This window comes from Streptomyces sp. NPDC057963 (assembly GCF_042887155.1).
GTDB lineage: Bacteria > Actinomycetota > Actinomycetes > Streptomycetales > Streptomycetaceae > Streptomyces.
Genome location: NZ_JBHVPX010000002.1, coordinates 93,416 through 119,089, shown reverse-complemented (window position 1 = coordinate 119,089; position 25,674 = coordinate 93,416). Strand labels below are relative to the sequence as shown.

General features: G+C 71.1%; 25 protein-coding genes and 1 CRISPR repeat array. Of the genes, 10 read left to right on the top strand and 15 right to left on the bottom strand.

The window, feature by feature from the left end; translation table 11 throughout:
* Positions 1 to 17: 17 nt before the first annotated feature.
* The 7 genes from ACFVT1_RS04260 (at position 18) to ACFVT1_RS04230 (ending at position 8,335) form a co-directional block, all read left to right on the top strand.
* Positions 18 to 437, top strand: coding sequence for a MarR family winged helix-turn-helix transcriptional regulator (locus ACFVT1_RS04260; RefSeq protein WP_389792413.1), 420 nt, complete (start codon positions 18 to 20; stop codon positions 435 to 437).
* A gap of 178 nt (positions 438 to 615) precedes the next feature.
* Positions 616 to 1,503 (top strand): DUF2797 domain-containing protein, encoded by an 888-nt coding sequence (locus tag ACFVT1_RS04255; protein WP_389792411.1) that lies wholly within the window; start codon positions 616 to 618, stop codon positions 1,501 to 1,503.
* 51 nt (positions 1,504 to 1,554) lie between these two features.
* Complete coding sequence (locus ACFVT1_RS04250; protein ID WP_389792409.1) at positions 1,555 to 2,433, top strand: amidohydrolase family protein; 879 nt, start codon at positions 1,555 to 1,557, stop codon at positions 2,431 to 2,433.
* Between the two features lie 83 nt (positions 2,434 to 2,516).
* Positions 2,517 to 3,257 carry a response regulator transcription factor gene (locus ACFVT1_RS04245; protein WP_389792408.1) on the top strand — a complete coding sequence of 247 codons (741 nt, stop codon included), beginning with the start codon at positions 2,517 to 2,519 and terminating at the stop codon, positions 3,255 to 3,257.
* Positions 3,250 to 4,809, top strand: coding sequence for a sensor histidine kinase (locus tag ACFVT1_RS04240; protein WP_389792407.1), 1,560 nt, complete (start codon positions 3,250 to 3,252; stop codon positions 4,807 to 4,809). The genes ACFVT1_RS04245 and ACFVT1_RS04240 overlap by 8 nt, the downstream gene beginning before the upstream one ends.
* Positions 4,810 to 4,835: 26 nt before the next feature.
* Positions 4,836 to 6,149 carry a glycosyltransferase gene (locus tag ACFVT1_RS04235; RefSeq protein WP_389792405.1) on the top strand — a complete coding sequence of 438 codons (1,314 nt, stop codon included), beginning with the start codon at positions 4,836 to 4,838 and terminating at the stop codon, positions 6,147 to 6,149.
* Positions 6,146 to 8,335 carry an ArnT family glycosyltransferase gene (locus tag ACFVT1_RS04230; RefSeq protein ID WP_389792403.1) on the top strand — a complete coding sequence of 730 codons (2,190 nt, stop codon included), beginning with the start codon at positions 6,146 to 6,148 and terminating at the stop codon, positions 8,333 to 8,335. Before ACFVT1_RS04235 ends, ACFVT1_RS04230 begins: the two co-directional genes overlap by 4 nt.
* 3 nt (positions 8,336 to 8,338) lie before the next feature.
* On the opposite strand, the gene ACFVT1_RS04225 is transcribed toward ACFVT1_RS04230, so the two are convergent.
* The gene (locus tag ACFVT1_RS04225) at positions 8,339 to 9,208 is read right to left on the bottom strand and encodes an endonuclease/exonuclease/phosphatase family protein (RefSeq protein WP_389792401.1); all 870 of its coding nucleotides are present in this window, start codon (positions 9,206 to 9,208) and stop codon (positions 8,339 to 8,341) included.
* Between the two features lie 134 nt (positions 9,209 to 9,342).
* Between ACFVT1_RS04225 and ACFVT1_RS04220 the strand changes: the two genes are divergently transcribed.
* Positions 9,343 to 10,872 carry an MFS transporter gene (locus tag ACFVT1_RS04220; RefSeq protein ID WP_389792399.1) on the top strand — a complete coding sequence of 510 codons (1,530 nt, stop codon included), beginning with the start codon at positions 9,343 to 9,345 and terminating at the stop codon, positions 10,870 to 10,872.
* 92 nt (positions 10,873 to 10,964) lie between these two features.
* On the top strand, positions 10,965 to 11,723 hold the full coding sequence (locus ACFVT1_RS04215) for a TetR/AcrR family transcriptional regulator (RefSeq protein ID WP_389792396.1): 759 nt from the start codon (positions 10,965 to 10,967) through the stop codon (positions 11,721 to 11,723).
* Positions 11,724 to 11,894: 171 nt separating this feature from the next.
* Here ACFVT1_RS04215 and ACFVT1_RS04210 read toward each other — a convergent pair whose 3' ends face one another.
* From ACFVT1_RS04210 to ACFVT1_RS04195, 4 genes are all read right to left on the bottom strand, one after another.
* Complete coding sequence (locus ACFVT1_RS04210; RefSeq protein ID WP_389792394.1) at positions 11,895 to 12,365, bottom strand: PPOX class F420-dependent oxidoreductase; 471 nt, start codon at positions 12,363 to 12,365, stop codon at positions 11,895 to 11,897.
* 9 nt (positions 12,366 to 12,374) lie between these two features.
* Positions 12,375 to 13,190, bottom strand: a complete 816-nt coding sequence (locus ACFVT1_RS04205; protein ID WP_362201445.1) for a YceI family protein — start codon at positions 13,188 to 13,190, stop codon at positions 12,375 to 12,377.
* A gap of 155 nt (positions 13,191 to 13,345) precedes the next feature.
* Complete coding sequence (locus ACFVT1_RS04200) at positions 13,346 to 15,853, bottom strand: MFS transporter (protein ID WP_389792392.1); 2,508 nt, start codon at positions 15,851 to 15,853, stop codon at positions 13,346 to 13,348.
* Positions 15,854 to 15,876: 23 nt separating this feature from the next.
* The gene (locus ACFVT1_RS04195; RefSeq protein ID WP_389793332.1) at positions 15,877 to 16,398 is read right to left on the bottom strand and encodes a MarR family winged helix-turn-helix transcriptional regulator; all 522 of its coding nucleotides are present in this window, start codon (positions 16,396 to 16,398) and stop codon (positions 15,877 to 15,879) included.
* A 603-nt stretch (positions 16,399 to 17,001) separates the two neighbouring features.
* Between ACFVT1_RS04195 and ACFVT1_RS04190 the strand changes: the two genes are divergently transcribed.
* Positions 17,002 to 17,211, top strand: coding sequence for a hypothetical protein (locus tag ACFVT1_RS04190; RefSeq protein ID WP_362201435.1), 210 nt, complete (start codon positions 17,002 to 17,004; stop codon positions 17,209 to 17,211).
* Between the two features lie 39 nt (positions 17,212 to 17,250).
* On the opposite strand, the gene ACFVT1_RS04185 is transcribed toward ACFVT1_RS04190, so the two are convergent.
* From ACFVT1_RS04185 to cas7e, 10 genes are all read right to left on the bottom strand, one after another.
* A complete protein-coding gene (locus ACFVT1_RS04185; RefSeq protein ID WP_389792390.1) occupies positions 17,251 to 18,087 on the bottom strand; it encodes a hypothetical protein in 837 nt (278 codons plus the stop codon).
* 67 nt (positions 18,088 to 18,154) lie between these two features.
* On the bottom strand, positions 18,155 to 19,021 hold the full coding sequence (locus ACFVT1_RS04180; RefSeq protein ID WP_362201429.1) for an RNA polymerase sigma factor SigF: 867 nt from the start codon (positions 19,019 to 19,021) through the stop codon (positions 18,155 to 18,157).
* 236 nt (positions 19,022 to 19,257) lie between these two features.
* Positions 19,258 to 20,169, bottom strand: coding sequence for an RNA polymerase sigma factor SigF (locus ACFVT1_RS04175; RefSeq protein ID WP_389792388.1), 912 nt, complete (start codon positions 20,167 to 20,169; stop codon positions 19,258 to 19,260).
* A 197-nt stretch (positions 20,170 to 20,366) separates the two neighbouring features.
* The gene (locus ACFVT1_RS04170; RefSeq protein ID WP_362201422.1) at positions 20,367 to 20,660 is read right to left on the bottom strand and encodes a Dabb family protein; all 294 of its coding nucleotides are present in this window, start codon (positions 20,658 to 20,660) and stop codon (positions 20,367 to 20,369) included.
* Positions 20,661 to 20,670: 10 nt separating this feature from the next.
* Positions 20,671 to 20,835 carry a hypothetical protein gene (locus ACFVT1_RS04165; protein ID WP_356481987.1) on the bottom strand — a complete coding sequence of 55 codons (165 nt, stop codon included), beginning with the start codon at positions 20,833 to 20,835 and terminating at the stop codon, positions 20,671 to 20,673.
* 357 nt (positions 20,836 to 21,192) lie between these two features.
* Positions 21,193 to 21,465: a CRISPR direct-repeat array (repeat unit 29 nt; unit sequence GGGACCACCCCCGCACGCGCGGGGACCAC).
* A gap of 163 nt (positions 21,466 to 21,628) precedes the next feature.
* The gene (gene cas2e, locus ACFVT1_RS04160) at positions 21,629 to 21,991 is read right to left on the bottom strand and encodes a type I-E CRISPR-associated endoribonuclease Cas2e (RefSeq protein ID WP_389792386.1); all 363 of its coding nucleotides are present in this window, start codon (positions 21,989 to 21,991) and stop codon (positions 21,629 to 21,631) included.
* Complete coding sequence (gene cas1e / locus ACFVT1_RS04155; RefSeq protein ID WP_389792384.1) at positions 21,988 to 22,947, bottom strand: type I-E CRISPR-associated endonuclease Cas1e; 960 nt, start codon at positions 22,945 to 22,947, stop codon at positions 21,988 to 21,990. The genes cas2e and cas1e overlap by 4 nt, the downstream gene beginning before the upstream one ends.
* Entirely contained in the window at positions 22,944 to 23,669 is a 726-nt protein-coding gene (gene cas6e / locus ACFVT1_RS04150; RefSeq protein ID WP_389792382.1) for a type I-E CRISPR-associated protein Cas6/Cse3/CasE, read from the bottom strand. Before cas6e ends, cas1e begins: the two co-directional genes overlap by 4 nt.
* Positions 23,669 to 24,427, bottom strand: coding sequence for a type I-E CRISPR-associated protein Cas5/CasD (gene cas5e / locus ACFVT1_RS04145; protein ID WP_389792379.1), 759 nt, complete (start codon positions 24,425 to 24,427; stop codon positions 23,669 to 23,671). The genes cas6e and cas5e overlap by 1 nt, the downstream gene beginning before the upstream one ends.
* Positions 24,424 to 25,665, bottom strand: a complete 1,242-nt coding sequence (gene cas7e, locus ACFVT1_RS04140; RefSeq protein ID WP_389792377.1) for a type I-E CRISPR-associated protein Cas7/Cse4/CasC — start codon at positions 25,663 to 25,665, stop codon at positions 24,424 to 24,426. Before cas7e ends, cas5e begins: the two co-directional genes overlap by 4 nt.
* Between the last annotated feature and the right edge of the window lie 9 nt (positions 25,666 to 25,674).

Genomic DNA, 25,674 nt, shown 5'->3' with positions numbered 1-25,674 from the left:
TTAGGTATAGTGGTGGTGTGGATGATGGACTCGCAGACCTGCTGCACCGCGTGGTCATGCTGCTGGGCGAGGCCGCCCGGCAGCGCACGGATGACCCCGACGGCTTGACCTACAGCCAGATACGACTTCTGGGCACGCTGGAGGACATCGAGCCGGCGACGCAGCATCGGCTGGCGCAGGCGCTGTCGGTGTCGGACCCGGCGATCAGCCGGGCGCTACGACCGCTCGAAGCGGGTGGCCTGGTGCAGATCACCGTCGACCCCGAACACGCGCGGCGGCGGCTGGTCCGCCTCACCGAGGCCGGCCGGAAAGCCTTCCACACCGCCGGAAAGCCGCTCTACGACGAGCTCCGCGCCGGGCTGGTCGCGGCCGGGTTTCCCTACGAGCGCTACCTCGAAGACACCCTTCGGCTGGCCGAGTTCCTCGCATCCGACTGAGGACGCTTCTGCGTGGACGGGTGCCGGTGGGCCTGCTGCTGTCCGGGCCGCTGACTTCGAGCGACTGCTGCCGGCCCGAATGGACGCTGCCCTCCGGGACCGTGACCGCTGCGGCGGAGCCGCCGTCTCGGGGCGGGGCTGTCACTGCCGTCCGCCAACGTCTTTCTGAGGGGTGTTCATGGCTATGGGATGGCAGTGCACCGGGCTGCGGTGGCCCGACGCGCAGGGGCCGCCCGTGCTGGGCTGGCGGCGGGGCGCGGTCGTGCGGGTGAGTGCGCAGGCGTACGGGACGGAGTTCGGGTTCCGGGCCGAGGGGGCGCGGCGGTGCGTCGGGGCGCGCGGGAATGCGTGTCCGGTGGGGGCCGTGGTGTCGGGGCGGAGCACGGGGGCGCGGTGTCCGGAGTGCGCGCGGCTGGACCGGGCGCATTCGGTGGCCGCCGACACGATCGCCGACGACCCGAGGACGTACCGCGTGTATCTGGCCTGGTTCGGGCCGGGGATGGTGAAGGTCGGGATCACCGCCGAGGAGCGGGAGGCGGCGCGGCTGCGTGAGCAGGGGGCCGTGGTGTTCAGCTGGCTGGGGCGGGGGCCGTTGATGGCGTGCCGGCGGACCGAGGAGCTGCTGCGGTCGGCACTCGGGGTGCCGGACCGGATTCCGTACGCGAGGAAGCGGGCGGTGCGCGGGGCGCTGCCGGGGGCGGCGGAGCGGCGTGCCGAGGTGGCGGAGCTCTACGGGCGGGCCGTGGCGCTGGAGGGGGCCGGGTGGCCGGAGTCGCTGGAGCGGCTGCCGTTCGAGGCGGTCGATCATGCCGGGCTGTTCGGGCTCGACGGGGTGGTCGAGGTGGCCTCGGCGGTGACCGAGTTGGTGGCCGGGGGCACGGTCGCGGGGCGGCTGGTGGCGGCGGCCGGGCCGGATCTGCATCTGGCGACGGAGACGGCGGGGGTGGTGGTGCTGGACACCCGGCTGATGACCGGGTGGGGGCTGGTGGCCGCGGACCCGCGGGCCGGGGTGGGGGTGCCGGTGGCGGACATCGGGGGCGGTGGCGTGCAGGACGGGTTGTTCTGAGATCGTCGATCGTCGGACCGGCCGGGTGGTGAACGGTGAGAGGGACGTGGGATGAGCGGTGACGCCGATGACGTCGTGCGGTTTTGGGAGCGGCTGGGGCTGCCCGGGATCATCGATGTCCATACGCACTTCATGCCGGAGCGGGTGCTGGCCAAGGTCTGGGCGTACTTCGACTCCGCGGGGCCGCTGACCGGGATGGAGTGGCCGATCGAGTACCGGCACGACGAGGACGAACGGCTGGGGCTGCTGCGGTCGTTCGGCGTGCTCCGGTTCACCTCGATGCTCTACCCGCACAAGGCGGGGATGGCCGCCTGGCTGAACGGCTGGGCGGCCGACTTCGCGCGCCGGGTGCCGGACTGCCTGCACACCGCGACGTTCTTCCCGGAGGAGGGCGTGGAACGGTATGTGCGCGAGGCCGTCGAGGCGGGGGCGCGGGTCTTCAAGTCGCACCTCCAGGTCGGCGCGTACGACCCGAATGACCCGCTGCTCGAACCCGTCTGGGGGCTGCTCGCGGAGGCCGGGATCCCGGTGGTGATGCACTGCGGTTCGGGGCCGGCGCCCGGCAAGTACACGGGGCCCGAACCGGTCGGCCGGCTGCTCGCCCGGCACCCGCGGCTGCGGCTGATCGTGGCGCACCTGGGGATGCCGGAGTACGCGGAGTTCCTGGCGCTGGCGGAGACGTACCCCGAGGTACGGCTCGACACGACGATGGCGTTCACGGACTTCACGGAGGACTTCTCCCCGTTCCCGGTGGCCGAGCGGGGGCGGCTCGCCGCGCTCGGGGACCGGATCCTGCTGGGCACGGACTTCCCGAACATCCCGTATCCGTACGCGCACCAACTGCACGCGCTGGAACGGCTGGAGCTGGGCGACGACTGGCTGCGGGCGGTCTGTCACGGGAATGCGCGCGCCCTGTTCGCGGCCGGCTGACGGCCCGTCGGGGGTGTCACTTTCTCAGGGAATTCACAGATTCGGGTAAGGGCCCTTTCAGGGGAGCCTCACAGGGTTGGGGCATGACGACGACGACCTCGCCCCAGGGGCGTACCGAACTGCTGAGGGCGGACCGCACCCCCGTCCGTGTGCTGGTGGTGGACGACGAGGCCCCGCTCGCCGAGCTGCTGTCCATGGCGCTGCGTTACGAGGGCTGGGAGGTGCGCAGCGCCGGGGACGGTGCCGGGGCCGTACGGATGGCGCGCGACTTCCGGCCCGACGCGGTGGTCCTCGACGTGATGCTGCCCGACACGGACGGGTTCGCCGTGCTCGGCAGACTCCGGCGGGAGCTCTCCGAGGTCCCCGTCCTCTTCCTGACCGCGCGCGACGCGGTGGAGGACCGGATCGCGGGGCTGACGGCGGGCGGCGACGACTACGTCACCAAGCCGTTCAGCCTGGAGGAGGTCGTGGCGCGGCTGCGCGGGCTGATCCGGCGCTCCGGCACGACGGCCGTACGCAGCGAGTCGACGCTCGTGGTCGGCGATCTGACCCTGGACGAGGACAGCCACGAGGTGAGCCGGGGCGGGACGTCCATCCACCTCACCGCGACCGAGTTCGAGCTGCTGCGCTTCCTGATGCGCAATCCGCGGCGGGTGCTGAGCAAGGCGCAGATCCTCGACCGGGTCTGGAACTACGACTTCGGCGGGCAGGCGAACGTCGTCGAGCTGTACATCTCGTACCTGCGCAAGAAGATCGACGCGGGACGGTCGTCGATGATCCACACCCGGCGCGGGGCGGGATATCTCATCAAGCCCGGTGAGTAGGCACCCCCGCGGGTGGCGGGGGCCGTGGACGCTGCGGACCCGGCTGGTGGTCTCGGCGGTCACGCTGATCGCCGTCGTCGCCGCGGTCATCGGGACGGTCACCACCATCGCCTACCGCAGCTACATGTACGGCAAGCTCGACGACCAGCTGGCCGCCATCGCCGTACGGGCCGCGAAGCCGCCCGGCGGGGGACCGATGCCCGGCGGCGGTGTCCCGCAGAGCCTCGACCCGCTGGCCTTCGTGGACGCGCGCGGGCTGCCCGTCGACGCCTTCGGGGCCGTGGTGGCGGACGGCGCGGTCACCGACTCGCGCGTCGTCGTGGAGACCACCACGCCGGGGCCCTGGGCCGAGGACGCCGGGCAGCCGATGACCGCGGCCCAGGGCACGGCACTGGAGGCGGCGGAGCTCTCCGCCGGGGAGGAACCGCGCACCGTCGATCTGCCCGGGCTCGGCTCCAGCCGGGTGGAGGCGGTCACGGACCCGCACGGCAGGACCGTCCTCGTCGGCATCCCCGCCACCGAGGTGAGCTCCGCCCTCACCACCCTGATCCTCGTCGAGGTCTGCGTCACCGGCGCCGGTCTGATCGCGGCCGGGCTCGCGGGCGCCGCCATCGTCGGCGTCGCACTGCGCCCGCTGCGCCGGGTCGCCGCGACCGCGACCCTGGTCTCCGAACTCCCGTTGCACAGCGGCGAGGTGGCCCCCCTGGAACGGGTTCCGGAGGCCGAGGCCGACCCCCGGACCGAGGTCGGCCAGGTGGGCGCGGCGCTCAACCGGATGCTGGGCCACGTCGGTTCGGCACTGGAGGCGCGGCAGGAGAGCGAGACACGGGTACGGCAGTTCGTCGCGGACGCCAGCCACGAGCTGCGCACCCCGCTGGCCTCGATCCGCGGATACGCCGAACTGACCCGGCGCGGCCACGAGGAGACCGGCCCCGACACCCGGCACGCCCTGGCCCGGATCGAGTCCGAGGCGGAGCGGATGACGGGCATGGTGGAGGATCTGCTGCTGCTCGCCCGGCTGGACGCCGGCCGCCCGCTCGGCCTGGAGAGCACCGACCTCTCCCCGGTCGTCGTCGACGCGGTGAGCGATGCCCGTGCCGCCGGGGAGCACGGCCACCACTGGCGCCTCGAACTGCCGGACGAGCCCGCGACCGTGCGCGGCGATCCGACCCGGCTCCATCAGGTGCTGGTCAATCTCCTGGCGAACGCCCGCACCCACACCCCGCCGGGGACGACCGTCACCGTCCGGGTGCGGTCCGCGGCCGGCAGGCCCTGGGTGGTGCTGGAGGTCGCGGACGACGGGCCCGGCATCCCGCCCGAGCTGCTGCCGCACGTCTTCGAGCGATTCGCACGGGGTGACGCCTCGCGCTCCCGCGGCGCGGGCTCCACCGGGCTCGGGCTCGCCATCGTGCAGGCCGTCGTCGCCGCGCACGGCGGCCGGGTCGAGGTCGAATCGGTGCCGGGACGCACGGTGTTCGCCGTCCGTCTGCCCGCCCTTCCTCCGGCCGCGTCGCACTCACAGCATGGGGACAGGCTCAGCACACCGGCGTGACAGCGGGGGTGGCGAGTGTCGTTCCCATGCGAACCGACACTCCCTGGAGCACCCTGCCGGCCCGGGACCACCTCCTCGCCGGAGCGGTCGATGCGGCAGATGCCCCCGTACTCGACGTGGTGGTACCCGTCCACAACGAGGAGAAGGACCTCGAACCGTGTGTGCTGCGCCTGCACGACCATCTGGCGCGCACCTTCCCGTACGCCTTCCGGATCACCGTCGCGGACAACGCCAGCACCGACCGCACACCGCAGGTGGCGGCCCGGCTCGCGGACCGGCTGCCCCGGGTGCGGTCGCACCGGCTGGAGGAGAAGGGCCGGGGGCGGGCGCTGCGTACCGTCTGGTCGGGCTCGGAGGCCCCGGTGCTGGCCTATATGGACGTCGACCTGTCCACCGACCTCAACGCGCTGCTGCCGCTGGTCGCGCCGCTCATCTCGGGCCACTCCGACCTGGCCATCGGCTCCCGGCTGTCCCGTAGTTCGCGGGTGGTGCGCGGATCGAAGCGGGAGTTCATCTCGCGCGCCTACAACCTCATCCTCCGCTCGTCGCTGGCCGCCCGGTTCAGCGACGCGCAGTGCGGGTTCAAGGCCATCCGGCGCGATGTCGCGGAGCGGCTGCTGCCGATGGTGGAGGACTCGGGGTGGTTCTTCGACACCGAGCTGCTGGTGCTCGCCGAACGCGCCGGGTTGCGCATCCACGAGGTGCCGGTCGACTGGGTCGACGACCCCGACTCCACCGTCCACATCGTGCGGACGGCGGCCGAGGACCTGAAAGGCGTGTGGCGGGTGGGGCGGGCGCTGGCGGTCGGCGCGCTGCCGCTGGACCGGCTGGCGCGGCCCTTCGGGGACGATCCGCGCGACCGGGCGCTGAGCGGGGTGCCGGGCGGACTGGCCCGCCAGCTCGTCGGGTTCTGTGTCGTCGGCGCCCTCTCCACGCTCTGCTACCTCGCCCTGTACTCGCTGTTCCGGCTGGGCGTGGGCCCGCAGCTCGCCAACGGCGGCGCGCTGCTGGTGTCGGCCGTCGCCAATACGGCGGCCAACCGGAGGCTCACCTTCGGCGTACGCGGCCGGGGCGGGGCCGTACGCCACCAGGCGCAGGGCCTGGTCGTCTTCGCCATCGGTCTCGCGCTGACCAGCGGCTCGCTGGCCGCGCTGGGAGCGGCCTCCGGATCGCCCTCGCACGCCACGGAACTCGCCGTGCTGATCGCGGCCAACCTCGCGGCGACGGTGCTGCGCTTCCTGCTCTTCCGCGCCTGGGTCTTCCCGGAGCGGGCCGCGGCGCAGGCCCGCCCGGCCGGGCACGCCGACGACACCCACCACGAACTGGGGAATGCCCGATGACCACGCCGCATCCCGACCACCTCCCGGCCCCGCCGGGCGCGCCGTCCACCGCGCCGGCCCCTGTGCCGTCCACCGCGCCGGCCCACGGCCGCCCGAACAGGTCCCTGGCGCACCGCGTGTGGCGGGGCAGGCCCGAGGATCCGCGCTGGGCGCGGCCCGCCTTCCTCGCCCTGCTGCTGGTCATCGGGGCCGCGTACCTGTGGAATCTCAGCGCCTCCGGATACGCCAACTCCTTCTACTCCGCGGCCGTCCAGGCGGGCAGCCGGAGCTGGAAGGCCCTCTTCTTCGGCTCGCTGGACGCGGCCGGCGCGATCACCGTCGACAAGCCCCCGGCCTCGCTCTGGCCGATGGCCCTGTCGGTACGGATCCTCGGCCTCAACTCCTGGGCGATCCTGGTGCCGCAGGTGGTGATGGGGGTGGCGACGGCCGGGGTGCTGTACGCGGCTGTGCGCCGCCGGTTCAACGCCGTGGCCGGGCTGATCACGATGGCGGTGTTCGCGCTCACGCCCGTCGCCGCGCTGATGTTCCGCTTCAACAACCCGGACGCGCTGCTGGCGCTGCTGATGACCGCCACCGTCTACTGCGTGCTGCGCGCCATGGAGAACGGCCGGACCAAGTGGCTGGTGTGGGCGGGCGTCGCGGTCGGGTTCGCCTTCCTGACCAAGACCCTCCAGGCGTTCCTGATCCTGCCGCCGCTGGCCGTGCTGTACGCGGTGTTCGCGCCGGTACCCGTACGCAAGAGGCTCGGCCAACTCGCGCTCTCGGCCCTCGTGACGGTCGTCGCGGGCGGCTGGTGGGTCGCGATCGTCGAACTGTGGCCCGCCTCGTCGCGTCCGTACATCGGCGGCTCGCAGAACAACTCCTTCCTGGAGCTGACCTTCGGCTACAACGGTCTCGGCCGGATCAACGGCGACGAGACCGGCAGTGTCGGAGGCGGTGGGGGCGGCGGCGGCGCCGGCGGCCAGTGGGGCGAGACCGGCGTCGGCCGGATGTTCGACTCCGAGATCGGCGGCCAGATCTCCTGGCTGCTGCCCGCCGCGCTGATCCTCCTCGTCGCGGGTGTCTGGCTGACCTGGCGGGCCGGGCGCACCGACACGGCCCGTGCGGCGTTCCTCGCCTGGGGCGGTTCGCTGCTGATGACCGCGGTCGTCTTCAGCTTCATGGCCGGCATCTTCCACCAGTACTACACGGTCGCCCTGGCGCCGTATCTCGCGGCGCTCACCGGTATGGGCGCGACGGTCCTGTGGGAGGAGCGGTCCCGCTGGTGGGCGGGTGCCACGCTCGGCGTCACGGTCGCCGTGACGGCGTACTGGGCGTACGTGCTGCTGGGGCGGACCCCGGACTACCTGCCGTGGCTGCGCACGGCCGTGCCGGCCGCCGGGATCGCCGGTGCGCTGGGTCTGCTGCTCGTGTCCCGGCTGGGGCGCCGGTCGGCGCTCGTCGTCGTGGGGCTGGGCCTCGCCGCGTCGCTGGCCGGGCCGTCCGCGTACGCCGCGAGCACACTGAACACCGGGCACCAGGGCTCGATCGTGACGGCCGGCCCGTCCTCGGGCGGCATGGGCGGTCCCGGCGGCAGGGGTGGCGGCGGACGCGGTGGTCCCGGCGGCGGGATGCGTCTCCCGGGGCAGGGCCATCAGCAGGGCAATCAGCAGGGTGGCGGCATGGGGCAGCCTCCGACCGGCACCCCGCCCGGCCAGGGCCAGGGCCAGATCCAGGGCCAGGTGCCGGGCCGGCCCGGCACCTCGCAGAACGGCCGGCAGCCCGGCGCCATGCCCGGCATGCCCGGCATGGGCGAAGGCTTCGGGGGCGGCGGCATGGGCGGGCTGCTCAACGGCGCGTCCGTCGGCGCCGAGGCCAGGAAGATCCTGGAGGAGAACGCCGGGGACTACACCTGGGCCGCCGCCGCCATCGGATCCCAGAACGCCGCGAGCTACCAACTCGCCACCGAAGAACCGGTGATGGCGATCGGAGGCTTCAACGGCAGCGACCCGTCCCCGACGCTCGACCGGTTCGAGCAGTACGTTGAGGACGGCAGGATCCACTATTTCATCGCGGGCGGAATGGGCGGGGGCGGCGGCACCGGCCCCTCCTCGCAGATCTCCTCCTGGGTGGAGGACAACTTCAAGGAGGTCACGGTCGGCAGCGCCACCTTCTACGACCTGACCCGGCCGAAGCAGAGCAGCTGAGGCTCAGCGCCGCAGCAGCAGGTCGGCGACCACCGGGCGGTGGTCCGAGGCGAGCGTCTCGGCCACCGCCGCGTCGCGGACCTGTACGGAATCCTTCGACACCGCCACGTAGTCGATCCGCTGCACCGGATCCTGCGCCGGGTACGTCGGCCCGCCGGGCTCGACGTCCGTCAGCCGCTCCCACAGCGGGGCGAGCTCGGGAGCGTCCGGGGCCGCGTTGAAGTCGCCGAGCAGGATCTGCCGCACCTTCTGCCGCCCGGCCCCCGGCCCCGGTGCCCCGTCCTGCGCCATGATCCGGCGGGTGTCGGCGATCTGGGCGGTCCGTACGGACGGGTCGGCGCGGTAGTCGAGATGCGTCACGTACACGTGCACGGGCAGTCCCTTCACCCGGAGGACCACCTCGCCGAAGCCGGGCGCGGGGGCCGGCACCGGGTTCGCGTCCTGGGTGGAGAGCCGGGTGATCTCGTGGTTCTCGGTGCTCGTCATCCGGTACCTGGACAGCACCGCGACCCCGAACTCGCGCCGGGGCGCACCGGGTGTCCCGGGATCGAGGCTGTATATCGGGGCGAACGAGACGTGCATGTGCAGCCGCTCGGCCAGTTCACCCGCCAGGTCGCGCCACTGGCTGCGGGTGCCCCAGTGGACGTCGACCTCCTGGAGGCCGATCACATCGGCGTCCAGCGCGCGCAGTTCGGCCGCCTGCCGGTCGAGATCGAAGACGTTGTCCATGCCGGCGCCCGCATGGATGTTGTAGGTGGCCACGCGCAGCGGCACCGCGTGCCCCTGCCCGGCGGCCGACGCGGGAGGCGCGAGGACGGCCCCCGACAGGCCCGCTGCGATGAGCACGTCCACCGTACGACGACGCAGTGACATACCACTCCAGTCCTTGTCGAATCAGCGGCGAGCACGGTATCGCGCGGAAATGAGTTGTACACCGTATAAGGCGAGCTATACGGTGTACGTCTTATCCCTGTACGCCGTATAAGAAACAGAACGCAGGAGTCCGCATGACGGCGACCGTCGCCGAGCAGAACCACCTCTCGCCGCCGAGACATCCGCAACGCTGGTTGATCCTCGGCGTCATCTGCCTCGCTCAGCTCACCGTGCTGCTCGACAACACCGTGCTCAACGTGGCGATCCCCTCCCTCACCCAGGAGCTGAACGCCTCCACCGCCGATGTGCAGTGGATGATCAACGCCTACTCGCTGGTCCAGTCGGGTCTGCTGCTCACGGCCGGCAGCTCCGCCGACCGCTACGGCCGCAAGAAGATGCTGGTCGCCGGGCTCGCCCTGTTCGGCATCGGTTCACTGGTGGCCGGGCTCGCCCAGACGTCCGCGCAGCTCATCGCCGCCCGTGCGGGCATGGGCATCGGCGGCGCGCTGCTGATGACGACGACCCTGGCGGTCATCGTGCAGATCTTCGACGACTCCGAGCGGGTCAAGGCCATCGGCATCTGGTCGACCGTCAGCTCGCTCGGCTTCGCCGTCGGACCGCTGATCGGCGGCGTGATGCTCGACCACTTCTGGTGGGGCGCGATCTTCCTGATCAACATCCCCGTCGCCGTCATCGGCCTGGCCGCCGTTACCCGGCTCGTCCCGGAGTCCAGGAACTCCAGCGGCGAGCGCCCCGACCTGCTCGGCGCGCTGCTGTCCACCATCGGTATGGCTTCCGTCGTGTACGCGATCATCTCCGGCCCGGAGCACGGCTGGACGTCGGGCCGGGTGCTGCTGACCGCCTTCATCGGGATCGCCGTCCTCGCCGGATTCGTGCTGTGGGAGCTGCGCATCCCGTATCCGATGCTGGACATGCACTTCTTCCGGGACCAGAAGTTCATCGGGGCGGTCGCGGGCGCGGTCCTGGTCGCCTTCGGGATGGGCGGTTCGCTCTTCCTGCTCACCCAGCAGCTCCAGTTCGTCCTCGGCTACGGGCCGCTGGAGGCCGGTCTGCGGACGGCTCCGCTGGCGCTGAGCGTCGTCGCCCTCAACCTCACCGGACTGGGCGCCAGGCTGGTGCCCAAGCTGGGCACTCCGGTGACCATCGCTGCCGGGATGAGCCTGCTGGCCGCCGGTCTCGCCGCGATCGCGCTGCTCGGCGGCGACGGCTACGGCGGCATGCTGCTCGGCCTGGTCGTGATGGGCGCCGGCATCGCGTTGGCCATGCCCGCCATGGCCAACGCGATCATGAGCGCCATTCCGCCGGAGAAGGCGGGCGTGGGCGCGGGGGTCAACGGCACGCTCGCCGAATTCGGCAACGGGCTGGGGGTCGCCGTCCTCGGCGCGGTGCTCAACTCCCGGTTCGGGGCGCTCGTACCGGCCGCCGTCGGGGCGGCCTCACTGCCCGCCGCGCTGGCCTCGGCCACCGACGACGGGGAGCGGGCGCGGATCACGGACGCCTTCGCCTCGGGGCTGGAGACCAGCCAGCTCGTCGGAGCGGTGGCGGTGCTGGCCGGCGGCCTGCTGGCCGCGGCGCTCCTGCGCCGTGCGGAGCGGGCAGAATCGGCCCGGGTGGACTCGGCCGGGGCCGGGGCGGCGGCATAGCATCGAGACGGGGCGCATCGGACCGTACGAATCCGCTTCCTGCGCACGGGTACGCGTCCGGTCCGTCCCGCCGGCAAGACGAGGAGAGTGCCATGGTGTCCGCGGCCGACCGCATGAAGAACCCTGCCAGGACCAGTGTGTGGCTGGATCAGCGGGCACCGTCGCGCGCCCGCAAACCGGATAAGCCGGCCGGTCTCGACCGGGACAGGATCACCGCTGCCTCGGTCCGCCTGCTGGACGCCGAGGGCCTCGCCAAGTTCTCCATGCGCCGGCTCGCCGCCGAGCTGGACGTCACCGCGATGTCCCTCTACTGGTACGTGGACACCAAGGACGATCTGCTGGAGCTGGCCCTCGACTCGGTCTACAACGAGATCGCGCCTCCTCGGGAGGACGCGCACTGGCACGACCGGCTGCGCGAACTGGCGACCGCCTACCGGCAGCTGCTGATCCGGCACGTCTGGGTGTCGCCGCTCGCCGGGCACTTCCTCAACATGGGCCCGCACTCGATGCTGTTCTCGTACGCCGTCCAGGACGTGATCCGGGCGACGGGCCTGCCGCTGCACCAGCAGACGGGGGCGCTCTCCGCGGTCTTCCAGTTCGTGTACGGATTCGGCACCATCGAGGGCCACTTCGTGCAGCGCAGCGTCGAGTCGGGGATCAGTCAGGACGAGTTCTTCCGGCAGTCCCTGGGCGCCATCCGGAGCCAGCCGCAGCTCAGGCGGATCGTGGAGTACTCGCAGGACCTGATGGTCGCCCGCGGCGGCGACACGGTCGAGGAGATGCGCGACCGGGACTTCACCTTCGCGCTGGACCTGCTGATCGCGGGCATCGAGGCGATGCGGGACCGCTGAGCTCCGGCCCGCCTGTACGCCGGTCCTCGGCCTGTACGCCGGTCCTCGGCCTGTACGCCGGTCCCCGGCCCGAAGGACCCTGCCGTCGGTGCGGCCGGCAGCCGGGCCCGCGCGAGCAGGCCCGGCGACGGAAGGTGCGCCGGTATCCGGAAGGGCAGCCGGGAGCGGCCGTCAGCTGCCGGACGCGAGAGACGCGGGGAAGCCCCCGGTGGCGACCGGACCCCACCGCTCCGGAGTGATCCGGATGATCGACTTGCCCTGCTTCACCATCGCCGCCCGGTACTCGTCCCAGTCCGGGTGCTCACCCGAGATGTTCCGGAAGTACTCGACGAGCGGCTCGACCGAATCCGGCGAGTCGATCACCTCGGCCGTGCCGTCGATCTGCACCCACGGCCCGTTCCAGTCGTCCGACAGCACGATGACGCTCACCCGCGCGTCCCGTTTCGCGTTGCGGGTCTTGGCCCGTTCGGGGTAGGTGGAGACGACGATCCGGCCCGCGTCGTCGACCCCGCAGGTCAGCGGGGAGCCCTGGGGACGGCCGTCGGACCGGGTGGTCAGCAGGATCGCCCGGTGCCGGGGCCGTACGAAAGCAAGCAGCTCGTCGAGTTCCACAGCGGTGTTCGTAGCGATGTGGGGTGCCATGTCCGCAGACTACGACGGCAGGGACGCACCCTGCACGGCCTGGATGTCCAGCTCGATCCGCAGCGTCGTACCGATCGCCGAGATGCCCGCCTGCACCACCTGGTTGTAGTTCATGGCGAAGTCCTCGCGGCGCAGCTCGGCCGTTGCGCTGAACGCCGCACGCACCCCGCCCCACGGGTCCGGGCCGGTCCCGAGGTAGCTCAGGTTCAGGTCGACCGGGCGCACGACGCCGTGCAGCGACAGCTCACCGTGGACCAGCCAGCGGTCGGGGCCCGCCGGGGTCAGCCCGTTGGAGCGGTAGGTGATCTCCGGGAAGCGGTCCGAGTCCAGGAAGTCCGGGGAGCGCAGGTGCTTGTCGCGCATCCCGTTGCCGGTGTCGATGCTGGCCGCGTTGATGACGGCGTCGACCCGGGACCGGTGGACCTCCTCCGCGATCTCGATGCGGCCGCCGAACTCGGTGAACCGGCCGTGCACGCTGGAGATCCCCAGGTGCTGCGCGACCGCGCCCACCGAGGAGTGCGCCGGATCCAGCGACCAGGCGCCCGGCGGCGGCAGCTCCACACCGCCCTGGCGGGCCAGTACCACCGTGCCGGCCTCGGCGCGCCCGCTCGCCGTGACGAGGGCGGTGGAGGCGGCGGGGGCGTACCCGACCGCCGTGACGATCACTGTGTACGCGCCGGCCTGGAGGGGGGTGTCGGTCCGTACCGTCCCGTCCTCGTCGGCAGTGGCCCGCAGCACCTGCGTGCCGGACATGTCGGTGACCGTCACGACCGCGTGCTGGACCGCCCAGCCGTCCCGCGTCCGTACCTGTGCGCGAAGTCCCATCCCGTTCTCTCTCCTTGCTCAACGACTCAATGAGTCGGGCCCCGGGGCGAGGACGGCAGGCCGTCCCCTGCCTGCCGTCCCCCGCCACCGGGGCCCATTTCCACCGGCCGGTACAGCGTCTCCGCTCGAAACGCCGACCCGCCAGGGGTCTGTGGTTACTCGCCGGGGTGGGCGAGCTCGATGTCGTGGCCGTCGACCCCGCGACCGGCCACGGTCAGCGCGCCGGCCACCGGCGGGTAGCCGGTCGCGACGACCGAGTACTCGCCCGCGTCCAGGTCGGTGAAGGCGTACGCCCCGTCCTCCCCGGTCATCGAGGTGGCGACGACATTGCCCGCCGCGTCGACCAGTGTGACCCGGGCGTCCGGCAGCGGCCGCCGGCCGGAACCGGCCCGCACGACACCCTGCACCAGCGCACCGGCCTGCAGCGCGGCCTCGATCCGGGTGACACCCTGGCCGCCGATCTCCACCGGCAGCGCCAGCGGACGGAACCCGGCGGCGTTCACCGCGACGGTCACCGGACCGGGGACCAGCTCACCGAAGGCGAACTCGCCCGCCTCGCCGGACTTGCCGGTGGCCAGCACATCGCCGCGCACATCGGTCACGACGACCATGGCGCCGTCGACCGGCGCGGCGGTCTCGGCGGTCCGCACCGTCCCGGCCAGGCCGCTCGTACCCGAGAGCAGGATGTCGTACGAGAGCGGCTCGTCACCGACGACCACGGTGGACGCCTGCGGCTGGAAGCCGTCGGCGGACGCGATCAGGACGTAGCTGCCGGAGCCCGGCGCGTCCAGTGCGTAGCCGCCGTCGGCCTGGGCGACGGAGCGTCCCAGCTGCCGGCCGGCCAGCGAGATCAGCGTGACGGCGGCCCGGGCGACGGGGGCGCCCTCGGCGCCGCGCACCACACCGTGCACGGTCGTGCCCTGAAGGGTGGCGACAGGGGCTTCCAGGGTGTCGGCCGGGGTGGCCCCGGCCGTTCCCCCGGAGACCGGCGCGGCCGTGACGGCGGCGGTGGCGGCCGTGGTGACCGGTGCATCGACCGCTTCCGCGACGGGGGACTCGGCCGTGGCCGGAGCGTCGTTCGCCGCGTTCGTCTTCAGCGCGACCTCCTTGATGAAGATCGTGATCACGAAGGCGATCAGCGCGGCCGGTGCGGCGTACAGGAAGACATCGCCGACACCGTGCCCGTAGGCGCTCTCCACGACCGTGCGGAACGGCGCGGGCAGCTTGTCCAGGTCGGGGATGCCCCCGCCGCCGGTGCCGCCGTGGCCCATGGCGGCGCCCTGGGGACCGAGGTCCGCGAGGCCGTCCTTGACGTAGTGGGTGACGCGGTTCGCCATGACGGCGCCCAGCGCCGAGACGCCGATCGCACCACCGAGCGAACGGAAGAAGGTGACGACGGAGCTGGCCGAGCCGAGGTCGGACGGAGCGACCTGGTTCTGCGTGGCGAGCACCAGGTTCTGCATCATCATGCCGATGCCGAGACCCATGACGGCCATGAAGATCGCGATGTGCCAGTACTCCGTGTCGTACCGGATGGTGCCCAGCAGCCCGAGCCCGGCGGTGACCAGGAAGCCACCGGTGACGAGCCAGGCCTTCCAGCGGCCGGTCTTGGTGATGACCTGGCCCGAGACCGTCGAGGAGATGAACAGACCCGCGATCATCGGGATCGTCATGACGCCCGACATCGTCGGCGACTTGCCGCGCGCCAGCTGGAAGTACTGGCTGAAGAAGACGGTGCCCGCGAACATCGCGACACCGACGAACAGCGAGGCCATCGAGGCGAGCGTGATGGTGCGGTTGCGGAAGAGGCGCAGCGGGATGATCGGCTCGCTGGCCCTGGACTCGATGACCATGAAGAGCCCGGCGAGCGCGACGGAGCCGATGAGCATCGCGGCGGTCTGCCAGGAGAGCCAGTCGTACTTGTCGCCCGCGAAGGTCACCCAGAGAAGGAGCAGCGACACGGCGGCGCTGATGAAGAGAGCACCCCACCAGTCGACCTTGACCTCACGCTTCACGACCGGGAGCTTCAGCGTCTTCTGGAGCACGACCAGCGCGATGACGGCGAACGGCACACCGACGTAGAAGCACCAGCGCCAGCCCATCCAGCTGGTGTCGGTGATGACACCGCCGAGCAGCGGACCACCGACGGTGGCGACGGCGAACACCGCACCGATGTATCCGCTGTAGCGACCGCGCTCACGCGGGGCGATCATCGCCGCCATCACGATCTGCGCGAGGGCGGAGAGACCGCCGACGCCGATGCCCTGGATGACACGGCAGGCGATCAGCATGCCGCTGCTGGTCGAGAGACCCGCGACGACCGAGCCCGCGACGTAGATGACGAGTGCTATCTGGACCAGCAGCTTCTTGCTGAACAGGTCGGAGAGCTTGCCCCACAGAGGGGTGGTGGCGGTCATCGCCAGCAGCGAGGCCGTGACGACCCAGGTGTAGGCGCTCTGGCCGCCTCCGAGGTCGGAGATGATCTCCGGAAGGGCGTTCGAGACGACCGTCGACGACAGGATCGCGACGAACATGCCGAGCATCAGCCCGGCCAGTGCCTCCATGATCTGTCGGTGTGTCATCGGCGCGCCGGACGAGGCATCGGGTGATGCCCCGTGCTTGGCGTGGCCGCCCCGCACACCGGTTGGTGTGGTCGTAGCCATTGAGTTCCTTGTCTTTGCTTCTGTTACACAGGTGTACGGGTGTGCAAGTCGTTGTCGCTGTCGGCGGGCCGCGGGCGGCAGTCGCCGATGTGCTTCCCGGGGGCGCACCCCCCGGGGCCGCGGCAGGCGAAACTGTCGCGCAGCCGGGCCAGCAGCGTGTTGAGCTGTCCGACCTCGTCGTCGGACCAGTCGGAGAGGTTGTGGACGAAGAGTTCGGTGACCCGCTGGTTCAGATCACTGAGCAGGCGACGTCCGGCGGGGGTCAGCCGCAGGATGCGGGACCGCTTGTCCGCCGGGTCCGGAGACCGCTCGATCCAGCCGCGTTCTGCCACGTGGGCGACGTGACGGCTGGTCACGGACATGTCGACGGCCATCAGTTCGGCCAGCCTGCTGATCCGCATTTCGCCGTGCTCGCGCAGGAGCGCCAGTACGGCGGCGGAGCCGGCGGGACATTCGGCGGGCAGCATGCGGGCGAGCCCCCGTTTGACGGCTCCGACGGCGCTGAGCTGCCGGGCCAGTTCTTCGTACTGGCCTCGTACGGCCACGGGCCCCCCAGGCATGTCATCGGTTCATCTTGTTGTCATCTTGTTGCTTAGGGCAACCATAGAAGCCGATGGTTGCTGAAGGCAAACGAAAGGGCGCTTGCAGAAGTAAAGGAACGCAAAAGGCTGCGTAGGGCTTGGGTCAAACGCCCAGCGTGTGGGGGGCGGGCCGGGACGGGTGTGTCTCCTGCCACAGCCGGGGCGGTCGGTTACCCCGCCTGCGGCGCGTGCGGGACGGCCCCGCCGTGTAGGTGGCCGTGTATACGGACGCGTATACAGAGGTGCGCGGGCACGGGGGGCGTCCGGGCGCCGGTACGCGAGGGGGCCGCCCCTTTCGCGCCGGTTCGCATCGTCTCGCGCTGGCTCATACCGGCTCATACCGGCTCCGCGATGGTTCCACGGCGGCTCCACACCGGCTCTGCGGCGGCTCCGCGGGGGGCTCCGCACCGGTCCTGCGGGTGGCTCCGCACCGGTTCCACGAGGGCTTCGCAGCGGCCTTGCGGCGGGGTGCGCGTCTCTCCCCGACCCGATCCCCCGGCACCGGCCACGGCCCTTCGGCGACCCGGGGGTTGGGCCGTAACGCCGAGTTCGCTAGGGTCCTGGCACATGGCACACAACCCCCACGCCCCGCAGGGCCCCGAGGGCAACAACGACCCGGCCGGCAGCACCCAGATGTTCCGCGCCTTCGTCGACGAGGGCGAGCCGCAGCGCCGGCAGCAGCCGGCCGCCTCGTCCGGACCGAAGACCGGGGTGATCGTCACCGTCGTCGCGGTGCTCGTCGTCCTCGCGGCGGTCGCCTGGCTCGCGCTCGGCTGACCGGCGCACGGGTTCCCCGTACCGCCCCGCCTCCACCCGTCACTTCGATACGGCGGTGACGTCCCGGGTCTCGACATGCATCCCCAGGGGCACCCGCCAGGCGTCCACGCAGACGGTGTACGTCTTCGTCCGCGCAGCTCCCGCACCGATCGGCGCGGGCAGCGGCGCGGACGTCTCGACGGTCGCCCAGTCGATCCCCAGCCCGCCGATGATATGCGTGGCGAAGGTGGCGGTCCCCGACCGCACCGGTGATCCTCCGGTGTTGCGGAACTCCACCGTCACCTTCTCGCACCAGCGCTCGTCCGCGCCCGCCCGTTCCGGGGCGCCCACCACCAGCACGGCAGGCCCTGCGGGCGGGGTGGTGCCGGGGCCGGGTGTGGAGGGGGCCGAGGGATCCGCGGGGCCGCTGCCCGCACCCCCGGTACCGCCCGAGCCGCCGGTACCCCCGCCGCCGGAGCCGGACGCACCAGGGGTCCCGGACGGCCCGCCTGCCCCGTCGCCCGCGCCTCCGGAGCCGTCGCGGTGGCGGCCACGGTCGGCCGAGGTTCCCGACGACGCCGCGTCGCCGCCCGCCCGGCCCCCAGTACTCCCACCGGCCCCGTCGCCCTTGCCGCCGCTGCCGTCCTCGCCGCCCCTGCCGCCCCCGCCGCGCCCGTCGTTTCTGTCCAGCGGTACCAGCGTCACCTTTCCCGACGGCGGCACCGCACCGGACAGCGCTCCCTCCGGGCCGGTGCCCGCCGCGCCGACCGCCACGTAGCCGTCGTCCGCCGCACCGCCGCCGCAGGCGGCCAGCGCACCGCCCAGACACAGCACGGCCGCCGAGGCGACGATCACGGTGCCCCGGCGGCCGGTCGAGTCGAGTATCTGACGTCGCATCGCGCCAGTGTGGCTGACGGCCCGTCAAATCGGAACCCTCGCGCCACGGTACGGCGGTCCATGGCGATCAGTCGGCGATGAGCCCTTCCCTGAGCTGGGCGAGCGTACGGGTCAGCAGGCGCGAGACGTGCATCTGCGAGATCCCGACCTCCTCGCCGATCTGCGACTGGGTCATGTTGGCGAAGAACCGCAGCATGATGATCTGGCGCTCGCGCGGCGGAAGCTTGGCCAGCAGCGGCTTGAGCGACTCGCGGTACTCGACGCCCTCCAGCGCCGAATCCTCGTACCCCAGCCGGTCCGCGAGGGAGCCCTCGCCGCCGTCGTCCTCGGGCGAGGGCGAGTCCAGCGAGGACGCGGTGTACGCGTTGCCGACGGCCAGGCCGTCGACCACGTCCTCCTCGGAGACGCCGAGCGCCTTGGCCAGCTCCGGCACGGTCGGCGAGCGGTCGAGCTTCTGGGAGAGCTCGTCACTGGTCTTGGTCAGCGCGAGGCGCAGCTCCTGCAGGCGGCGCGGGACGCGCACGGACCACGAGGTGTCGCGGAAGAAGCGCTTGATCTCCCCGACGACGGTCGGCATCGCGAACGTCGGGAATTCCACGCCCCGTTCGCAGTCGAACCGGTCGATCGCCTTGATCAGGCCGATCGTGCCGACCTGGACGATGTCCTCCATCGGCTCGTTGCGACTGCGGAACCGCGCCGCCGCGTACCGCACCAGCGGGAGGTTGAGCTCGATGAGCGTGTCCCGTACGTAGGCTCGCTCCGGGCTGTCCGTTCCGTCGGGGCCCGGTGCGGGCCCCAGCGCGGCGAGCCGCAGGAACAGCGAGCGGGACAGCGTGCGGGTGTCGATGGCTTCCGACGAGCTGGTGAGCACAACGGGTGCGGGTGCGCTCTTCGTGAGCGTGAGCACCTTCGAGCTGCCCTGTTCTGCGGACATGCCACCCCCTTGAGGTCGCGGACGGTCGCGTGGAGCCGCGACCATCGGAGGAACGCAGCCTCCACCTGAATACCGGAGGCGAGGCCACGGCAAACGCGGTTTCCGCAGAATGTCACATGTCGGCAACACGCTGTAGTGACATGTCGACAAGTCTTTGCGGCATCCGTGCAGTTAACAGGGGGTGTGAGGCAATTCCGGCCGTCCGAACCGGACTTCGAGTGCTCTACCCGATCCGGTTAGGCCTCGATCCTGTTTGCGGATCGAAGTCGGGCGAAGCTGCGGGCCAGCAGCCTTGACACATGCATCTGGGAGACACCCAGTTCCGCACTGATCTGCGACTGGGTCAGATTGCTGTAGTAGCGCAGCAGCAGGATGCGCTGTTCGCGCTCGGGCAGCTGTACGAGTAGATGCCGGACCAGGTCGCGGTGCTCGACCCCGGCAAGGGCCGGGTCCTCGTAGCCGAGCCGGTCCAGCAGTCCGGGCAGCCCGTCGCCCTCCTGGGCGGCCTCCAGTGAGGTCGCGTGGTAGGAGCGGCCCGCCTCGATGCAGGCCAGCACCTCGTCCTCGGAGATCTTCAGCCGTTCGGCGATCTCCGCGGTGGTGGGCGAGCGGCCGTGAGCGGTTGTCAGGTCCTCGGTGGCGCCGGTGACCTGGACCCAGAGCTCGTGCAGCCGGCGGGGGACGTGGACGGTGCGCACATTGTCCCGGAAGTACCGCTTGATCTCGCCCACGACGGTCGGCATCGCGAAGGTCGGGAACTGGACACCACGTTCGGGGTCGAACCGGTCGATGGCGTTGATCAGGCCGATCGTGCCGACCTGGACGACGTCCTCCATCGGCTCGTTGCGGCTCCTGAAACGCGCCGCCGCGTACCGCACGAGGGGGAGATTCGCCTCGATCAGCGCAGCCCGCACCCGGCCGTGCTCGGGAGTCCCCGGATCCAGGTTCTTGAGCTGCCCGAAAAGGACCTGGGTGAGCGCCCTGGTGTCCGCGCCCCTGGTCCTGGCGGGCGTCGCCGTGGTGCTGTCGGGAGTCTCGGTCTGGATCGTCTGGATCGTCTGGATCGTCTGGACCGTCTGGGTTGCTGGGGCCGTCTCGACACTCTGGACGGTCTGGGGAGGCACTTGAGGCGCTGTACTGGCCGGCACGGTGAGGCCACCCCTTTGCGGTCAACTTCGGTCAACTCATCCGTCAAAAGCGGTCATAGCATCACAAGACATGTCCACTGTGCGCAAGCACCGTATAGCGTCGTGTTGGGTTCAACTTGGTTTAAACACTAAAAAAAGCCCCTCACCGCAATGGTGAGGGGCTCGGGGGACCGACTACAGCAGGCCGAGCGGGCGGATCAGAACGGATAGTCGGCAATCACCCAGGTGGCGAACTCGCGCCACTGGGCGGCGACCGCCTGATGGGCCGGATGCCCTACGTAGCGCTTCAGCGCGTCCTCGTCGACGACCGCGGAGTTGATGGCGAAGTCGTACGCGATCGGCCGGTCGGTGATGTTCCAGGCGCACTCCCAGAACTCCAGCTCGGGGATCTGCCCCTCCAGCTCCCGGAAGGCCTTCGCCCCGGCGACGACCCGCGGGTCGTCCCGCTCGACGCCGTCGTTCAGCTTGAACAGGACCAGATGGCGGATCATGGGGGTACTCCTACTTCACGAGCTCGGACATGAAGTCTCCGACGCCCTGCGCGGCACTCGAAACGCCCTCGAACCCTACCTGGACAAGATCCGCCGCCCGGGCCGGGGACGTGATGATCGTGTACAGCACGAAGACGACTACCACGTAGAGAGCTATCTTCTTCGCTTGCACCATCAGCCCCTGCCTCCCCTTCGATCCCCTGTGCAGTCGACCGATTCTATCCGCACGTATGGCCGCATCCCCTGATGGTTCCGATCACTCACCTCGCCTTTAAGGACCAAGGGCCCGGTCATCGGGGCCCTTTGCCTGCTCGCGGGGCCTCTGCGAAGCCCCAGGATGGACGGTGAGCCCCGCGGATCCGGCAGGAAATCCGAGGGGCGAGGAACAGGACCTCACTGTGGGGCCCTCGCCGCGAGCTTCCCCCCTGACCGCGACGAGGGCTTGAGCGGCCTGTTCTCATCGGGGGAAGCGGCTTGTCCCCCGACGCCGCTTCCCCCGACCCGATCGCCCCCCGCCACGGCCTTCCCGGGCGTGGCCATCCCCGCGTGCGCGGGGACCACGGCACCTACGCGGCGTGGCTGGCCGACTTCGAGGGACCACCCCCGCACGCGCGGGGACCACCGGCGATCGGCCGCCGCATTGGCCGGTCTGTCGGGACCACCCCCGCACGCGCGGGGACCACCGGAGTTACAGCCTCGGCGGCCGGCACGGCCAGGGACCACCCCCGCACGCGCGGGGACCACAAGCGGGCCACTCAGAACCATCTCTCGCACATGGGACCACCCCCGCACGCGCGGGGACCACAGTTGTTGACCTGCGGTTCTATGCGGGCAGGGGCCTGTTCTTGCCCACTTGTTTGGGTTCCGGCATAACCGACATGGTTTCCCTTTCTGTCCGTTGGGCGAGAAACGAGGCGCATCAGCGATCTTCCTGCCGCGCCCTGGCAGACGCCGACCCGTAACCTCGCCTACCGCCCGCCGTACTTTCTCCGCTTGGATGCCTTGCTCCAGCCCCGGCGGGGAACGTCGGCCGGCTTCTGGGAGGTGTGGGGTGGGTTGCGGTTGGGGCGGTGGATCAGGGTGAGGCCCTCGTGGTCGGTCGGATGCCAGGCGTGGTCGTGGGTCTCGAAGGTGTAGCCCTGCTCATTGTTCGTCTGGTAAGCGAGCAAGGCGCGTCCCTGGCCCGCGTATTGGCGGACCTCGTTCCACAGGACGTCGCGGATGCGTGCGGACGGGGAGCCGAGGAAGACTCCGGGCGAGATCTCCAGCAGCCAGCGGGTGAGAAAGCCCCGTAGACCGACCGGGCAGTTGGTGAGAACGATGACGGTCACCAGATGATCTCGCCCCCGTGGTTGTGGCCGCTCTCGACGTGGAGGTCTCCGTCGGACTGGAGGGTGACCCGGTCCTTTGACGTGCCGGTCGCTTCGGTCGTGTCGCGGGTGCCGTCGTAGCCGAGCAGGTTCTTGATGTCCCGGACGCAGCGGTCGAGCAGGCTCGTGTGGTTGATGCGGTCGCGGAGCATCCGGCGGGTCCGCGCCGCGACGTCCTCTTCCCCCTCGGCAGCCGCGTCGAACGCCGCGGGGATGGCGATCTCCGTCTTGTAGAAGTCCGCCACGTCCATGACGAAGGACCGCTCGTGCCCGGAGTGCACGAAACCCAGGCCCGGCGAGCAGCCAAGAGCTGCGACTACGGAGTGGGAGACTCCGTACATGCACTGGGCCGCGGCCGTGACGGCCTGGTTGGGGGCGTCCCCTGCCGAGAAGTCGTCGCGGTGGTACTCACGGCGGCGCCAGGGGACGCCCGTACGCAACGACTCCCGTTTGTAGCAGTCCCGCAGGCGTGTGCCCTCCTTGCCGAGGAGTTCCTTCCGTGTGCAGCCCGCCGTGTCCTCGTCCGGGAAGCGCAGACGGTACATGGCACGCGCCACGTCCAGACGGGTGCGCCGGTTCGCCCAGGCGGTGGCCTGTGCCTCGATCAGGCCCGAGGAACGCGTCAGGGCCCGCCCTCCTGCGTAATACCGCACGCCGTGCTCACCGACCCAGGCCACACCGGCACCGGACTCGCCGAGGAGCGCCATCGCCTGGTGGGTGACGCGGGTACCCGGGCCGAGCAGCAGCGTGCCGATGGTGGCGGACGGGATGTGCGTGACGCCGTCCGCGTCCTCCGCGGTGATCGCGTGGGAGTCCCGGTGCACCGTGCAACGTTCCAGGTAGACGAATGAGAGACGGTCTGCGATCCGGGTGAGTTCACGCGGTGAGGATGCTCCTCTGCGGCCGACCGTGCTCATGCCTTTTCCCGTACCGGGGCGAGCGTCATCAGGCCGCAGCCGTACGCCTTCGCCTTGCCCAGCCCGTGGGTGAGGGTGCGGCGGAAGAGGTCCGGCTTCGTGACGCGCAGGCGGCCGTCGAAGGTGACCTTCGTGATCCGTACGTCGTTCCTGCTCGTCTTCGCCGGGGGCCGGCGGAACTGCAACGGGATCTGGTCGCGGACGATCAGTTCGTACTCGTCCCCCTCGGGCAGCAGGCGGCGCTCCACCGGCTTCTGGACGATCTCGAATCCCGCGTCCTCCTGCCTCTTCAGCAGCCAGTCCATCTGGTGACGGGGGGTCCGGTGCGCGGCGCGCTTCGTCCGCTCACCCTCCTTGACGTACTGGTGGCGGATGTTGTGCACGGGGTTGGCGGTGAGCCTGAACCCCCAGGTGTCGCCCGGATGGAGAGCGGCGAGGAAGTCCTCGTACGCGAACGTCGTCCAGCCCGGCTCGTCCGAGGCCGGCCAGCCCGCCTGCTGGACCAGGCCGGTCAGATCGGGGCGGGTGGGGCTGACGATGTACAGCAGTGTCTCGGAGGTTCCGTTGCGGTCCACCCGCCACAGCACCCGGGGGCCCGATCCGTCCCGGGCGGGTGGCGTGGGAAAGGACATGTTCACCGCCCCGTGCATGCGGTGCGGTGAACCGAGCAACTGCCGGGCGTCGGATCGTCCGGTGTTCACGCGGAAGCGGGTGAGGTACATCAGTCGGTCCTCGGTGTGACGGGCGTGAGCAGGGCGGTGGGCTCGTGCGGCGGGGGCGGGGGCGGGGGTGATTCGGTTCCGACGGGTACGGAGACATGCAGCGACCGGATGCCGCGCAGCCCGTACCGCCGGTGACGCGGATCGAAGCTCACCGGGAGATCGCGCAGCGTGACGTCCGGCCGAACCTCGGGCGGGCTGTCCAGCAGCAGATCCAGACGCGCCGCGTCGGGCGCCGTCCCGCCCGTGCGCCGGAGGGACGCCGCGCGGCGCTCCCGATATCGCTCGGACGCTTCCCACTTCGCCTCGCGCAGGGCCTGCTCAAGGCCCTTGTCCAGCGGCTCCCCGATCGTGATCGGCTCCGAGGGCGGGCAGGAGCGGCGCCCCAGGTACGGCAGGAAGACGGGCTCCAGCAGCGCCTCGTACAGCCGTTGCACGAGCGCCGCCTCGCCGCTCACACCCGCCACGAACACGGCGTCCGCCAGGTAGAAACGCTCCGACAGCGGCATGGCCTTGAGCGTGTCGCTGTGATGCGCCGTCTGGAAGTCCCGCAGCCGGGTGCCCGGCTGATCGATACGGACGCCGAACTCCAGCTCCGCCAGATCGGAGAGGTCGGCATCCCGCCTGCGCCCCTGGGCTGCGGCGAGGAGCCCGACCACTCCGCTCTTCGTCGGCGCGGTCTCGGTGGTGCGGCGCACGAAGCGGGCCGTGGACCCCCAGGACTGCAGGGGGCCCGCGAGCCGCATCAGCAGCACGCTCATGCCCCGGGCTCCACCGCGGCCCGGTCCCGACCGGAGTCCGCCGTCTCCGGCTGGAGCCGATCGACCACGCTGTCCCCCACGGCGGCCAGCAGCTCGGGCAGATTCACCCCGGTGCCCAGCCCGTCGAGCGCGCTCGTCTCGTCGCCCACCCGCAGCACCCAGCCCTGCCTGCTCCCGGCGAGGCCGTAACGGTCTTCCAGATCCGGTACGAACGTGGCGAGCCGCTCGCAGGCATCCTGGAGGTATCCGCCACTCTCCCCCATCGGAACCGGTCGTTCGAAGGCTCCGACGTAGCTGATCGGCCGCCGGGAACGGACCTTCACGATCACTGCGGCCGGCAGCGTCTGATTGCCGAAGGTGTTGATCTTCCCGGTCGGGAGCGAGGTGATGAAACCTTCGAGGAACGCGGTGACCGCTCGCCGCGTGGGCTCCACCCGCCGGTCCTCATCGTCTCCGCCACCGCCCAGGTTCTCCTGGAGACGGTTCACATCGACGGCCGCGTACCGGTACAGGGTCGCGGAGTTGAAGTCGACTGTGCCGATCATCCCGGCACCCGGCTCGGCGGCTGTGTTCCTGTCGTCGACCGCCGTGTAGTAGTCCGACTCGACTTCCACCGGGTGCACACTCAGCGCGTGGGCGACCTGCACGGCCGCGTCCACGCTCAGGTCGGCCGAGTCCGCGACCATGCGCCCGAACAGCGAGATGTCCACGGAGTGTTCGGTGTCGGCGGCCTGCTTGGCCCGGTCCTTGTTCGCCTTGACCTTGAAGAAGTCCTTGAGCGCCTTGACGTCACCGCCCTTGCCTCCCTCGACCGCGAGAGCAGCGAGGGCGTTGAACTGCCGATCGCTCAGGAACATGAGGTACCCGGACTCCCCGGCGGGCTCCCCGCCGTCATCGTCCTTGCTCTTGCGCTTGGGCACGACGATCTTCGAACCGGTCGCCGTGGAGATCGTCTCGGCGGCCAGCTCCAGCGCGGCGGCGCGCGTCAGCGACGGGTCGAGTCTCTGGACGCGCCCCGCGAGCTCCTCCGCGACCTTCTTGGTACGGATGCCCAGTTCGGATTTGTCGAGCAGCTCGGCGAACGCCGCGCGGGTGGCCCGCTTCCATGCCTGACTGGACACCCGGGAACGCTGCACACCGCCGTACGTTGCCGACTTCGGCGCCCCCGTGTCATCGCGGTTCAGATTGCTCGGCGGGACGGTCTGGAGGATATGGATGTCGAGAATCGTCCTGGTCACGCGTTTTCA